Below are 14,342 nucleotides of genomic sequence, written 5' to 3' on the forward strand. Positions count from 1 at the left end.
ATAAGCTCTTATAAACTCTAATAAACTCTTATCAAACATTAATCTCAGATATTTCTATATTCTTTTTCTCCTGTTTTTCACAACCATTCCATATATCAAAGTAATAACATAAGAAGCTGCTGCCAGTATACACATAACACCCATAACCCTATAAGCAATCTGAGTATCTATAAACACAGTTCTTCCTAGATATCTGTTACTTACAGCCGCCATACATCTGTTTCCAATTATATTTGCAATAAAAATATATATACCACCTGTTATGACAAATATACATGGGAGTGTGTACCTTACAACCCTGACAGGATTAAATGCAATGATAACAATCAATAATGTGATATATATTAAAAGCATCAATATCTTAAACACAACAGACGTTATTATTCCATATACCTTTATAAGCGGCTGCAGACGATAAGATATATCACCATATATACCACTGGCATAATTATTTATAGCCTCATTTGCAGCATTTTTACTATAGCTAAGAGCTGCCCTGACTATTGTTTCCTGTATATTTCCCATATTGATATTAGATGCTATTTTGTTATATGTCATATCCATAAGCTCATCCAGCTCTGCATCTATATTAATCTCTATATCATCAAAGGATTTTTCTTTAAGCATCCCGTCAACCATAGCCGTTGTATATTTCTGTGCTATTCTGTCTACTATCTTAGAATCCTCTATACTTGTCTGAATTCTGGATAACGCCTCCATATTATCCCCAAGTGAATCAAAAACAGTATCCATAAAACGGTGCGATATAGCAGCTGACAGTCCTGCATCCTTTAACATGCTTGAGACATACATAGGTGCCGTTACACATACAATAAGTATAAGACCTGCTATTACAGATATTAAACCAACACCTATCTGTGTCCATCTATGAGCAGTATCCCTGTATTGTCTGTATCCATATGACATATATATTCCTTCTTTCTGTTTAGATATAACAATTCCGTAATCTTCCTACGCAATCACATTAAAACAATCACATTAACATAATCATATTAACACAATTATATTAATACAACCATAAAAAAATGTAATAGATTTAGTGCTTTCTTACATTTTCCTGAATCTGTTATACCGCTGTCTTGCAAGTTCTTCCTTGTCCATATCAATATATCTGTACATAAAATCACATATCATGCGTTTCATATATAATGTCACTCTTTTTATATTATTTTCATTTATAACCGGATATTCCGGAATGACCTTCTCTATTATGCCAAGCTCATATAAATCTGCTGCCGTCAGCTTCATTATTTCCGCAGCCTCTTTTGCTTTCTTAGAATCCTTCCACAGTATCGATGCAAAGCCTTCTGGTGAAAGTATTGAATATATGGAATTCTCCATCATCCATACCTCATTGGCAACACCTAGTGCAAGTGCACCACCGCTTCCACCTTCGCCAGTTACTATTGACAATACCGGAACTGTAAGACTGCTCATTTCATACAGATTCTTTGCTATAGCTTCTCCCTGGCCTCGCTCTTCTGCACCAAGACCGCAATATGCTCCTGGAGTGTCTATAAAACATATAACCGGTCTGTTAAATTTTTCAGCCTGCTTCATAAGCCTTAGTGCCTTTCTATACCCTTCGGGATTAGGCATTCCAAAGTTTCTTGATATATTCTCTTTAGTAGTCTTACCCTTCATATGTCCTATGACTGTTACAGGAATGCCGCCAAATGTTGCGATTCCACCTATTATTGCTTTATCATCACAAAAGTTTCTGTCACCATGAAGTTCAAAAAAATCTTTAGTTATTTTTTCTATGTAATCTGCGGCATTAGGTCTTTCACTGCTTCTTGCTATTTCAACCTTTTCCCATACATCATACTCATTATACAGATTATTATCAGCCTCAGCCTTTTTTTCTTCTTCTCTATCTATCTTTTTGAAATATATATTATCAAGATACTCAAGATACTTCTTCATAATATCTGAATTGCTCCGGTATGTATCCACATTTTCTTTAACTTCTGTATAAGCTCCACTGTACTTATGTATGTCAAGCAGATGCGCAAGTGTCTTCTTTAGCTCATCCCTTTTAACTATCGCATCCACAAAGCCGTGCTCTAACAGAAATTCAGCTCTCTGAAACCCTTCTGGCAGTTCCTGTCCTATAGTCTGTCTGATAACTCTTGGTCCTGCAAAACCTATAAGGGCACCTGGCTCTGCAAGTATAATATCTCCAAGCATAGCAAAGCTTGCAGTTACACCTCCAGTTGTAGGGTCAGTAAGAACAGTGATATATAAAAGTCCTGCCTCATCATGTTTTTTTAATGCGGCACTTATCTTTGCCATCTGCATAAGAGATACTATTCCCTCCTGCATCCTGGCTCCGCCTGAGCATGTAAATATAATAACCGGCAGCTTCTGCTCTGTAGCCTTCTCAACTGCCCGTGTAAGCTTTTCACCTACAACTTCGCCCATGCTGCCCATAAGAAATCTTGTATCACAGACACCTATAACAGCTTTGCTGCCATCTATCTTTCCAACACCGGTTATTACTGCCTCATCAAGATTTGTTTTTCTTTTAAGATTCTGGATTTTCTCCTCATAACCTGGGTATTCACATGGATTGCTCTCTTCAATGTTAGTATCCCATTCTGAAAATGTATTCTTATCCACTACCATGGATATCCTTGTTCTGGCATCCAGCTTCATATAATATCCACATTCCGGACATACACAATTATTCAGATACATGTCCTCTGTTAAAATTATTTTTGAACAAACCGGACATTTCGTATATAATCCATCTGGAACATTTATATTACTGCTATCCAGATTGTTGATTTTATTTTTATGAATATTCTTTTTAAACAAGCCTTTTATCTGCATATAAATCCTCATTTCCACGCACTCTTACTGTGCATAACGAACAACTATTTTTTACATACCTGTGGATACTCCTCTGGTATGAAATCTGTACTGACATCACCTTTAATAAACTTCTCATTCTGGCATATATCATACATAAAATCTGTATTTGTTGTGACACCTTCAATAATAATCTCGCCAAGGACACTTCTCATCTTCTCAATCACTGTTTTCCTGTCGTTTGCATATGTCATAACCTTCATTATCATGGAATCATAAAAAGGAGGTATCGTATATCCACTATAAACTGCAGTATCTATTCTTACACCATTACCACCTGGTATATGTATATTCTTTATTGTTCCCGGATTAGGTGCAAAGTTCTTTTCAGGGTTTTCAGCATTGATTCTTATTTCCATGGCAGCACCATGTATCCTTACATCCTCCTGCTTAATACCAAGACTTTCGCCGGCTGCTATCTTTATCTGTTCCTTTATAAGATCAACACCTGTCACAAGTTCCGTTATACCATGCTCGACCTGAATACGGGTATTTACCTCCATAAAGTAATAATTGTCGTTTTTGTCAAGAAGAAACTCAACTGTTCCTGCATTTTCATAGTTAACTGCCTTAGCCACTGCCACTGCAGTATCTCCCATTCTCTTTCTTAATTCATCATTCAACGCAGGAGAGGGTGATTCCTCAACTAACTTCTGGTGATTTCTTTGTATTGAACAATCTCTTTCACCAAGATGAATTGTATTTCCATATTTATCAGCTAATATCTGGAACTCTATATGTCTTGGCTTTTCTATATATTTTTCTATATACATTGTGCCATCAGCAAAGCCATTCACAGCTTCTCTCTGTGCGTTATCGAATTCCCTTTTAAAATCTTCTTTTGTATATACAACACGCATCCCCTTGCCACCGCCGCCAAGTGCAGCTTTAACCATAACAGGATAACCTATATTGTCTGCAAGCTCTTTTCCTCTTTCTGCATCCATAACTGGTTCTTTGGTTCCTGGAATAACTGGAATACCTGCTGATATCATTGTATTTCTTGCTTCCTGTTTATTACCTGTTTTCTCTATGATATCTGAATCTGGACCTATAAATGTGATGTTACATTTTTCACATAATGATGCAAACTTACTGTTTTCAGAAAGAAATCCAAAGCCTGGATGTATTGCATCTGCATGTGTAGCTACTGTTGCACTCAATATTCTTTCCATATTAAGGTAACTATCCTTAGCTGCTGCCTTTCCTATACATACACTCTCATCAGCCAGCTGCGTATGAAGTGCTTCCTTATCCGCCTCAGAATATACTGCAACTGTCTGTATACCCATTTCCCTACAGGCTCTTATTATTCTAACAGCTATTTCGCCTCTGTTCGCTATCAATATCTTATTAAACACAGCTTCATCTCCTTATAATCATTCCATAATCCACATATTATATTTATAACATCAGACGGATTAACCTACCATAAATGTAAGCTCTGCTGTAAGTGCAACCTCGCCATCTACCGTCGCAACAGCCTTTCCCACGCCAACTGGTCCTTTTTTCTTTATAATCTCACATTCCATCTTAAGTTTATCACCAGGAACTACTTTTCTTTTAAATCTTGCATTATTAACTGCACCAAAATATGCTGTTTTACCTTTGTTTTCTTCCAGCGAAAGTATCGCAACAGCGCCTACCTGTGCGCATGCCTCTATCTGAAGGACCCCCGGCATAACAGGCTCAGCTGGAAAATGTCCTGCAAAATAAGGCTCATCATATGTAATACACTTATATCCTGTTGCCTTTATTCCAGGCTCAAGTTCATCTATCGTATCCACAAGCAGAAAAGGATGTCTGTGTGGTATAATATCCATTATTTCCTTTGTTGTAAGCATACTTAACTCCTTATATTAAATAATCGAATTTCATATATATAATGTCGGTATCAAAAACCCATGCCTTTGATACCGACGTATTGTCAGACTGGTTTTATAACAAACATAGGCTGTCCATATTCAACCATCTGTTCATTATCTACAAGAATATCAGTAACCACACCATCATAATCACTTTCAATCTCATTCATAAGCTTCATTGCTTCTACTATACCGATTACCTGACCTTTTTTAACCCTGTCACCTATTGCTACATATGCATCAGCTTCCGGAGATGCTGAACTGTAAAATACACCTACAAGTGGTGAATTAACAGTAAGCACATTATCATCAGAAGTTTTAATGTCCGATTTATTCAATCCTGATTCATTGCCGTTATCGCTATTAACTATATCATCAGCACCGGCAGTTTCTTTAACAGCTGCCCTGTCACTTCTGTCAGCGCCAAGCGAAAGCTTAGTGTCGCCATCTTCCATGCTAAAGCTTGTAAGTGAAGATTCTGATACAGCATTAATGAGCTTTATTACATTTTCTAATTCCATATATTATCTCCATTTCTTCATGACCTTTTATTCATATTCTGGTATTCCATATATCTCACCAGCAATCTACTTATGTACTTTAAGCGTTCATCATATTATGAATACTTTCTTACTATAAGAGTTGCATTATGTCCACCAAAACCAAGAGAATTCGTCATGACTACATCAACGTCCTTTTCGATTCCTTCATCCTTGACATAATTAAGATCCATTTCTTCCTCTGTTTCTGATAGTCCTACATTTGGATGTATATAACCATCCTGGATTGACTTGACACAGGCTATGAACTCAACTGCGCCCGCTGCACCAAGCAGATGTCCAACCATGGATTTTGTTGAACTTACAGGCACATTGTAAGCTGCATCCTTAAGTGCCAGCTTGATCGCCCTTGTCTCAAAAAGATCATTATGATGGGTACTTGTTCCATGTGCATTTATATAATCGATATCATCTGGTTTTACTTCTGCTTCCTTCATGGCACTTGTCATAGCATATGCAGCTCCACTTCCATCCTCCATAGGTGATGTTATATGGTATGCATCAGAAGAACAGCCATAGCCTGTGATCTCTGCATATATATGCGCTCCTCTCTTTAAAGCATGCTCCAGTTCTTCAAGTACAACCACACCTGCTCCTTCACCCATGACAAAGCCATTTCTTTCTTTGTCAAATGGGATAGAGGCTCTCTTAGGGTCTGTAGATGTTGAAAGTGCTGTAAGCGCAGCAAAACCACCGATTCCAATAGGAGATATAGAACTTTCAGTTCCACCTGCAAACATAACATCTGCTTCTCCATGCTGTATGCTTCTATAGCCTTCACCTATAGAGTTAGTTCCAGTAGCACATGCTGTAACAACATTTATATTCTTACCCTTTAAACCTAGCTGTATTGATACATTGCCAGCTGCCATGTTAGTTATCATAAGAGGTACAAGAAGCGGATTAATCCTAGATGGACCCTTTTCAAGAAGCTTCTTGTGATTGCTTTCCATAGCTTCAAGGCTTCCAACACCAGAGCCTACTGATACACCAACACGGAAAGCATCCTCTTTAGCCATATCAAGCCCCGAATCCTTCATAGCCTCATGCGCGGCCGCAACAGCATACTGGCTGAACTTTTCCATCCTTTTGGCTGCCTTGAAATCCATATAATTCTTAGCATCAAAATCCTTTACCTCTGCTGCAAGCTTAACCTTATAATCTGTTGTATCAAATCTTGTTATATTATCTATTCCAACTGTATTCTCTTTAACAGAATTCCAGAATTCATCCACACTTAAACCTATAGGTGTTATTGCACCCATACCTGTAACAACTACTCTTCTCATCAGATATTCATACCTCCATCTACTGATATCACCTGTCCTGTTATGTATGCTGCTTCATCTGATGCCAGAAATGCTACAGCATTGCTTATATCATCCACGCTTCCCATTCTTGAAAGAGGAATCATATCAAGTACTGACTTCTTCTGTTCATCAGATAAAACCTTTGTCATATCTGTATCAATATATCCAGGTGCAACTGCATTAACAGTTATTCCTCGCGATGCAAGCTCCTTTGCCGCAGATTTGGTAATACCTATCACACCTGCTTTAGAAGCACTGTAATTAACCTGTCCTGCATTACCAGCTATGCCTACAACTGATGACATATTGATTATTCTTCCGCTTCTTTGCTTTAACATGTATCTGCTTACGTGTCTTATGCAGTTAAATGTTCCCTTAAGATTAACATCTATAACTCTGTCAAAATCTTCCTCTTTCATTCTCATGATAAGACCATCTTTTGTTATACCTGCATTATTTATAAGAATGTCTATTCTCTTATATTTATCCATTATATATGTAATCATTTTTTCAGTTTCTTCATACGAATCAACCTGACACTTGTATTTTTCTGCCTTTCCGTTGGCAGCCAGAATATTTTCAACTGTTCTATCTGCTGCCTCATCATTACCACTGTAATTAACAATAACCACAGCCCCCTCTTTGGCAAAACGGGCAGCTATAGCAGCTCCTATTCCTCTGCTAGCTCCGGTTACAAGCACTATCTTGTTTTCATATCTTTTTATACAATTATCCATACACATAACACACTGCCTTTCATCGATACAATATTGCTAAAGCCTTACCAATATCTTGTCTGCATTTATTGCCTGTTATTTTATAACTACTTCCTTTTCCATGCTCTTAGCTATCTTTTTAACAAAGCCAGATAAAGTCTTTCCTGGTCCCACCTCAACAAATGTATCATAACCATCGGCTATCATTTTTCTGACTGACTGTTCAAAACGTACTGAACTATATACCTGCTTTGAAAGAAGTTCTTTTATATATCCACTGGATGTATTCTCATCCACATACTCAGCTGTACAGTTTGCCACATAAGGATACTTCACTTTATCAAAAGTAACTTTTTCAAGATCCTTCATAAGCTTATCACCTGCGCCCTTAAGAAGCTTTGAATGAAACGGTCCACTTACATTAAGAAGGAGTGTTCTTCTTGCTCCTGCTTCCTTAAGCACTTCCATAGCCTCCTGTACACATTCCTTTTTACCTGATATTACTATCTGGCCAGGGCAGTTGTAATTAGCTGCGGAAACTGTATCAGGATACATATCATTATCAGACTCTGTGTTCCCACTTTTATCCTTGTTATATTTAGCAAGTACACTGTCAACCTCATCTGATGTAAGCCCGATAACTGCAGCCATGGCGCCTATACCAGCCGGAACCTCCTGTTCCATATATATTCCACGGTTTCTTACAAGTCTTACACCATCTTCATAAGATAGCGCACCACTTGCAGTAAGTGCACTATATTCACCTAATGAAAGTCCAATAGCTGCATCATACGTAAGGCCCTGCTCAACCATATCAGCAAGCTGGGCGATTTCTGTTACATATAACGCAATCTGTGTATACTCGGTTTTATCAAGAAGATCATTTTCTTCAAATATTAAATGCTCCATATTGATACCTGTCAGTTCACCAGCCTTCTTAAAGCACTTTACTGATGAAGTGCAGCTATTATAGCTTTCTCTTCCCATTCCAGTACGCTGGCTTCCCTGTCCTGGAAACATTACAACTGTTTTTCCCATACCTTTTAAATCCTCATTTCCATACACTGTTTTATGCCAGCTTATTATGTGAATTATATACCTCAGAGACTTCCTTCATAAGCTCCTTAATAATCTCTTCACATGTCTGTTCCTTATTGACAAGACCTGCTATCTGACCTGCCATTACAGTTCCCTGCTTGACATCACCATCCACAACAGCCTTTCTTAGTGTTCCAAGAGTAAGTCTTTCAAGCTTTTCAAACTCAACGCCTTCTTTTTCCATATCAAGATACTCTCTTGTCATGCTGTTTCTAAGTGACCTTACTGGATGACCTGTACTTCTGCCAGTTACTACTGAATCTATATCCTTGGCAGCTATAACTCTGTCCTTATAATTCTGATGGACATTTGACTCCTTAGCCACAACGAATCTTGTTCCCATCTGTACAGCCTCTGCACCAAGCATAAATGCCGCACATACACCTCTGCCATCACCTATTCCGCCAGCTGCTATAACAGGAATATTAACTGCATCAACAACCTGTGGTACAAGTGTCATGGTCGTTTCCTCGCCGATATGTCCACCTGATTCCATGCCCTCTGCTACAACTGCATCTGCTCCGGCACGTTCCATCATTCTTGCAAGTGCAACTGATGCCACAACAGGAATAACCCTTATTCCAGCTTCCTTCCAGGCCTTCATATATTTGCTTGGATTGCCTGCACCTGTTGTTACTGCTTCTATATGCTCATCAATAACAAGCTGTGCTATCTCATCTGCATAATCACTTAAAAGCATAATATTAACACCAACTGGCTTATCTGTTATCTTTCTTGCAATATGTATCTGTTCTTTAACCCATTCTGCCGGCGCATTAGCTGCTCCAATAAATCCCATTCCACCGGCTTTGCTGACGTGGGCTGCCAGATTAGCATCTGCAACCCATGCCATACCGCCCTGTATAACAGGATATTCTATATTAAGAAGCTCTGTTACACGAGTTTTCATAACTTATCTTCCTTCCTGACATTTATAACTATTTCTGGTTAGCCTCGATATAATCAACAACATCCTGTACTGTAAGAATCTTTTCAAGCTCCTCAGATGGAATAGTTACTGAACACTCATCCTCAAGTGACATAACAAGTTCAAAAAGATCAAGTGAATCTGCCTTAAGATCTTCCTTGAAATTAGACTCAGGCTTAATAACTGCCTCATCTATACCTAACTGTGCTGCAACTAATTCTCTTACTTTTTCAAACATAATGTTAAATCTCCTTAATTCTTATTATTTTTTATTATATGTTGTCGGGGTCAAAAGCCCACAACTTTGATATCTATGGCAAAGCTTTTGCCATAAACATCTTATATATGTTAAAATGCCGCTTATCCGGCTGCCTGATATCTTTTAGTAAGCAGTCTGCAAATATCTATATAATAAGCTTAGCATCTTTAACCGTGCTACCATACAAGCAGAATACTTCCCCAGCTTAATCCTGCACCAAAACCGGCAAGTACAAGCTTCTCTCCCTGTTTTAAGCTTCCATTCCTGTTTAACTCATCAAGCAGAATAGGAATGCTTGCTGATGATGTATTTCCATATTCATTCAGATTGACTGGAAACTTATCTTTATCAGCCTTAAGTCTTTTAGCTACACTCTCTATAATACGTACATTAGCCTGATGCAATATGAACTTATCAACTTCATTAATATCCATATTATTATTATGTAAAAGTGTTTCTATAGCTGTAGGAACACTCTTTACGGCGAATTTAAACACTTCCTGTCCATCCATATGTATAAATATATCTGTGCTGCATGAATCAGAAAATCTTCTGCCACCTGTTAAAACAGATGCACCTGTTCCATCATTGTAGATATTGCTGTCAATAATTCCTCTTTCATGACCAACTAAGGCACCTGTAACATCTTCTGTGTTGTTATCAACTGCTTTAAGAACCACTGCACCAGCACCATCTCCAAAAAGCACACACACACTTCTGTCTTTCCAGTTAACTATTTCTGACATTTTTTCTGAACCAATAACAAGTGCATATTTATACGAACCTGCCTTTAACATTGAAGCTGCAATATCCAGGGCTGTAATAAAACCTGAACATGCTGCACTTACATCAAAACACATAGCATTTACTGCTTTAAGCTTTGCCTGTACAAGTGATGCCTGATTAGGAAAAGCATAATCAGGAGTTGACGTTGCAACTATAATCAGACCAATCTTAGAAACTTCAATACGTGCATCCTCTACTGCATTTCTTGCAGCGTTATATGCCATATCAGCATTATCCATATCTTTTGCTATATGTCTGTTACATATACCAGTTCTTGTCCTTATCCACTCATCACTCGTATCTACCATTTCTGACAGATTATCGTTAGTCAATATATCTGGTGGAACATAGCTTCCTGTTCCTATGATTCTTGTTCTTATCATACTTTTTTGTCCTTATTTATTTGACTTACTAACAATTTGATTATCTTACTTTGATTTTCAAACATTATTTTTATACTACAAAACTTATGTGTTTGTCAAGGTTATTTTGATATTCAAATTATTAAAATATACTAAAGCAATAAAAAAAGACCTGAAACAGATTATTACATCTGCTTCAGATCCTTTTTAACTTTTAGTTTAACTTCTTTATCCGGCGTGAGCGATTCACATATCTTTCGTACCGCCTTCTGATATGACAACTTATCTAACTTTAAGCAGTCTGTATCTGTAAGATATTCCCACGTTCTTTTTGGAAATGTAACAAAACATTCCGCAAGAAGCCAGCCTGCTGCCATCTGTGTATAATATCCATAGGCCGAAAAATCCCTGTTTACAAGTGAAAATATATCATCAAGATATAAACCATTAGCACAATTTATTTCATCTGTGCTTTCTATATCTTTAATAGTAACCTTTTTCATTCTCGGTCTTTTCATGCCATGCATATCAACCTTTAAATAGTGGTCTAACAGCATTATAAGCCCTACTCTTGCCCTGTATTCATCAAACGATTCTATACATTCCTTTATGTATGGCAGAAACTCGTCCCGAAACATATCCATAACCCTGAATTCTACACAGAAGCTGTCGTTTACAGCCCAGTTGTTCACAAGAGGAACGAATGTGTTGAAGTCTTTTAAAGCCTTCTTAAAGTCTTTCTCCTTCGCTGTTCCCATTCCTATTATGTAGCTTCTAAGCAGTGTTTCTTCCTGATAAATATCCGGTTCACTAAGCAGCTGCCGGAAATCCTTATTCTCCTTTATCAGCTGTTTTGCATATTGCTTTAATACCGGTTGTCTTATTCCTATTATATTATCGCAGCCAGGAATAAGTGAGGATGTAAATGCTGCATATTCTCCTTTATCAGTCATCCCCAGAAGTTCATTTCTTATATATTCCAGCATTATTCATAAAGAGGATACTTGTCTGTAAGTTCCTTAACCATAGCCATAGCCTTAGCCTGATTAGCATCAACGTCATCTACAAGTAAAGCAATAGCTTCTGCTACTACATCCATATCTGCTGTGTTGAAGCCTCTTGTTGTAACTGCTGCTGTACCAAGTCTGATACCACTTGTTACGAAAGGTGAAGCTGGATCGTTAGGGATAGTGTTCTTGTTGCATGTAATGTTAGCTGCATCAAGAAGCTTTTCTACTTCCTTACCAGTCTTATTCTTGCTTAAAAGGTTAACAAGCATAAGGTGATTATCTGTACCACCAGATACGATATCAAAACCTCTGTTCATAAGTCCTGTACAAAGAGCCTGTGCATTATCAACAATGTTCTTAGCATAAGTCTTAAAGCTTGGGTCAAGTGCTTCCTTTAAGCATACTGCCTTACCAGCAATAACATGCATAAGTGGACCTCCCTGGATTCCTGGGAATACAGCCTTGTTAAACTTAAACTTTTCAGCAGCTTCTGCTGATGAAAGAATCATACCACCTCTTGGTCCTCTTAATGTTTTATGAGTTGTAGTTGTAACTACATCAGCATAAGGGATAGGGCTTGGATGCTCTCCACCTGCTACAAGACCAGCAATATGAGCCATATCTACCATAAGATAAGCACCAACTTCATCAGCTATCTCTCTGAACTTCTTAAAATCAATAACTCTTGCATATGCAGATGCACCAGCAATGATCATCTTTGGCTTACATTCCTTAGCAATTCTTAATACTTCATCATAATCTATAAAGCCTTCAGCTGTAACTCCATAAGGAACTATATTAAAATATTTACCAGAGATATTAACTGGTGAACCATGTGAAAGGTGTCCACCACAGTCAAGGCTCATACCCATAACAGTATCACCTGGTTCTACCATAGCAAAGAATGCTGCAAGGTTAGCCTGTGCACCTGAATGTGGCTGAACATTGGCATATTCACAACCAAATAACTTCTTAGCTCTCTCAATTGCAAGTGTTTCAACAACATCTACATATTCGCAGCCACCATAATATCTCTTTCCAGGATATCCTTCTGCATACTTGTTAGTAAGAGGGCTTCCCATAGCTGCCATAACAGCTTTACTTACAAGGTTCTCAGAAGCTATTAATTCAATATGGCTTCTCTGTCTTGCTAACTCATCATCCATAGCTTTAGCTAATTCTGGATCATAGTTCAATACTTCATCAAATGAATACATATTACAACCTCCATTTTCTATAGTTGTAGTTATACAACCTGTTTGACTATTAATTTTATAGATTATTTATCAATAAGTCAATGTATAATTATACATTTGTACAATAATTAAGTTATTTAATACAATCTTCATTAGAATATCCGCCTTAGAAAGTTATATAAGCCATTATTCCATACACCTGCCTCGTGTCCGCCGTGTCTGTAATAGAATATATGGTCAATTGAATGTTCTGTCATATATCTTGAATAATTCTCTGATGATACCCTGCAATATGGATCTTCATCACCTGTTACTATAAGTGTAAGAAGTGGTGCTTCCCCGCTTTCCTTAACAAGCTCAGGAAGAAGATATCCCCTGTTGCCATATAATGATGTTTCACCGCTTCCTGTATTAACAACTCCTCCAACAGGCTCAAATGCACCTACATACCCAAATATATCAGGGTGTGCAAAGCATAAATAAAGAGCTTCCCGTCCACCTAATGAATATCCCGCAATTCCTGTGTATTCCCTGCCTATCTTAGTTGAATAATGCGAATTAATATATGGAATAAGAGCATTAATCACATCATTTTCACAGGCATCATATCTTGCAGTTAAATCCGAAAATCCATAATCAGATTCCTGCTTTCCGTCAACATCCGTAAATACAGTAAAGCTTACTAATATCATATCGTTGCGGTTGTATTCATACACAATATTCTGTGCTGTTGGTCTTGCACCAAGAACCCTGTAATCTTCATATGTTCCACTCATTCCGTGAAGAAGATATACTACAGGATAGCTTTTACTCTTATCATATCCATATGGAAGATACACATTGGCATTTCTTGTAGCATTAGTAGTTGGAGAATAATATTCTATCTTCTCAATCTCACCATAATTGCCGCCAAGATGTTCTGAATTAAACGCTTCTGGTTCTTCATAATTAGTATCATTCTTATCATAAGAGAACAACATTACCGGATAATCGTGATTAATTCCAGCTTCGTCTGTTGTACTATTATTTTCATTAACACTGTCACCATTAGTATTTTGGTTGCCACAACTTGTTAACAACAGGCTTGCTGATAATGCAAATGCCATTATAAGTACCTCTGTTTTTCTAATATTATTTCTTCTCATAATTAATCACCTCATATAATTATTAATTAAACCTGATTATTAACTCTACATTTTGATAATAGCATTTAGAGTTAACTTCAAGTCAAGCATAAAATATTCCTATATAAATAAAATATATGAAGCACCTTCTCACACTAAGCACTGTCGCTTGCGACAACCTACATCTTCGTGCAAGTGTGCATCATCGGCACATAGCACCTTTTATGTATAGG

The 14,342-nt window shown here is 37.5% G+C and carries 14 protein-coding genes; all 14 read right to left on the reverse strand.

Going from position 1 to position 14,342, the window contains the following annotated elements:
- Positions 1-54: 54 nt before the first annotated feature.
- The 14 genes from WMO42_RS06285 to WMO42_RS06350 all read right to left on the reverse strand — a co-directional run bounded on the left by WMO42_RS06285 (position 55) and on the right by WMO42_RS06350 (position 14,130).
- Positions 55-927 (reverse strand): hypothetical protein, encoded by an 873-nt coding sequence (locus WMO42_RS06285; protein WP_022502245.1) that lies wholly within the window; start codon positions 925-927, stop codon positions 55-57.
- Between the two features lie 141 nt (positions 928-1,068).
- Positions 1,069-2,856, reverse strand: a complete 1,788-nt coding sequence (locus WMO42_RS06290; protein ID WP_022502246.1) for an acetyl-CoA carboxylase carboxyl transferase subunit — start codon at positions 2,854-2,856, stop codon at positions 1,069-1,071.
- A gap of 44 nt (positions 2,857-2,900) precedes the next feature.
- A complete protein-coding gene (locus tag WMO42_RS06295) occupies positions 2,901-4,256 on the reverse strand; it encodes an acetyl-CoA carboxylase biotin carboxylase subunit (RefSeq protein WP_055176063.1) in 1,356 nt (451 codons plus the stop codon).
- 60 nt (positions 4,257-4,316) lie between these two features.
- Positions 4,317-4,739: a 3-hydroxyacyl-ACP dehydratase FabZ gene (gene fabZ, locus WMO42_RS06300; protein WP_022204252.1), complete on the reverse strand. Its 423-nt coding sequence runs from the start codon at positions 4,737-4,739 to the stop codon at positions 4,317-4,319.
- Between the two features lie 83 nt (positions 4,740-4,822).
- On the reverse strand, positions 4,823-5,281 hold the full coding sequence (gene accB / locus WMO42_RS06305) for an acetyl-CoA carboxylase biotin carboxyl carrier protein (protein ID WP_022204251.1): 459 nt from the start codon (positions 5,279-5,281) through the stop codon (positions 4,823-4,825).
- 95 nt (positions 5,282-5,376) lie between these two features.
- On the reverse strand, positions 5,377-6,612 hold the full coding sequence (gene fabF, locus WMO42_RS06310; RefSeq protein ID WP_090140106.1) for a beta-ketoacyl-ACP synthase II: 1,236 nt from the start codon (positions 6,610-6,612) through the stop codon (positions 5,377-5,379).
- Positions 6,609-7,367, reverse strand: coding sequence for a 3-oxoacyl-[acyl-carrier-protein] reductase (fabG, locus tag WMO42_RS06315; RefSeq protein ID WP_055176620.1), 759 nt, complete (start codon positions 7,365-7,367; stop codon positions 6,609-6,611). The genes fabF and fabG overlap by 4 nt, the downstream gene beginning before the upstream one ends.
- A 75-nt stretch (positions 7,368-7,442) precedes the next feature.
- Complete coding sequence (gene fabD, locus WMO42_RS06320; protein ID WP_022204248.1) at positions 7,443-8,384, reverse strand: ACP S-malonyltransferase; 942 nt, start codon at positions 8,382-8,384, stop codon at positions 7,443-7,445.
- A gap of 31 nt (positions 8,385-8,415) precedes the next feature.
- Positions 8,416-9,354: an enoyl-[acyl-carrier-protein] reductase FabK gene (gene fabK, locus WMO42_RS06325; RefSeq protein WP_022502249.1), complete on the reverse strand. Its 939-nt coding sequence runs from the start codon at positions 9,352-9,354 to the stop codon at positions 8,416-8,418.
- 28 nt (positions 9,355-9,382) lie between these two features.
- Positions 9,383-9,610 (reverse strand): acyl carrier protein, encoded by a 228-nt coding sequence (acpP, locus tag WMO42_RS06330; protein ID WP_022204246.1) that lies wholly within the window; start codon positions 9,608-9,610, stop codon positions 9,383-9,385.
- A 197-nt stretch (positions 9,611-9,807) separates the two neighbouring features.
- Positions 9,808-10,800, reverse strand: a complete 993-nt coding sequence (locus tag WMO42_RS06335; RefSeq protein WP_349191804.1) for a beta-ketoacyl-ACP synthase III — start codon at positions 10,798-10,800, stop codon at positions 9,808-9,810.
- A gap of 164 nt (positions 10,801-10,964) precedes the next feature.
- Positions 10,965-11,732 carry a DNA alkylation repair protein gene (locus WMO42_RS06340; RefSeq protein ID WP_172677790.1) on the reverse strand — a complete coding sequence of 256 codons (768 nt, stop codon included), beginning with the start codon at positions 11,730-11,732 and terminating at the stop codon, positions 10,965-10,967.
- Between the two features lie 32 nt (positions 11,733-11,764).
- On the reverse strand, positions 11,765-13,006 hold the full coding sequence (glyA, locus tag WMO42_RS06345; RefSeq protein WP_022204243.1) for a serine hydroxymethyltransferase: 1,242 nt from the start codon (positions 13,004-13,006) through the stop codon (positions 11,765-11,767).
- 131 nt (positions 13,007-13,137) lie between these two features.
- Positions 13,138-14,130, reverse strand: coding sequence for an alpha/beta hydrolase-fold protein (locus WMO42_RS06350; RefSeq protein WP_349191805.1), 993 nt, complete (start codon positions 14,128-14,130; stop codon positions 13,138-13,140).
- Positions 14,131-14,342 lie beyond the last annotated feature (212 nt).

This window comes from Lachnospira sp. CLA-JM-H23, assembly GCF_040096425.1.
GTDB classification, from domain to species: Bacteria; Bacillota; Clostridia; order Lachnospirales; family Lachnospiraceae; genus Lachnospira; species Lachnospira rogosae.